This window comes from Salmonella sp. SAL4457 (genome assembly GCF_046548235.1).
GTDB classification, from domain to species: Bacteria; Pseudomonadota; Gammaproteobacteria; order Enterobacterales; family Enterobacteriaceae; genus Salmonella; species Salmonella enterica.
Window position 1 is genome coordinate 1 of sequence record NZ_JBGDZO010000929.1, and the last position, 252, is coordinate 252.

1 protein-coding gene is annotated in these 252 nt (G+C 71.4%); it reads right to left on the reverse strand.

The annotated features are described in order from the left end of the window. Positions 1-252: ATP-binding protein (locus ACLJNW_RS26925; RefSeq protein ID WP_410961611.1), on the reverse strand; the 252-nt coding region annotated here is incomplete at both ends.

A 252-nucleotide genomic window follows, 5' to 3' on the forward strand; every position in this document is an offset into this window, starting at 1 on the left:
GCCCTGGACCATCGACAGGCCGAGGCCGGTGCCCTTGCCCACGCCCTTGGTGGAAAAGAACGGCTCCATGCAGCGGGCCAGCACCTCGGCGGGCATGCCTCCGCCGTTGTCGGCGACTTCCAGGCACACGTAGCGGCCGGCGCCGAGACCGTCCACCGCGCCGTCGATCACCAGGTCGGTCCGCGCGCCTATTTCCAGGCGGCCGCCTTCGCCCATGGCGTCGCGGGCGTTCACCGCGAGGTTGAGGATGGC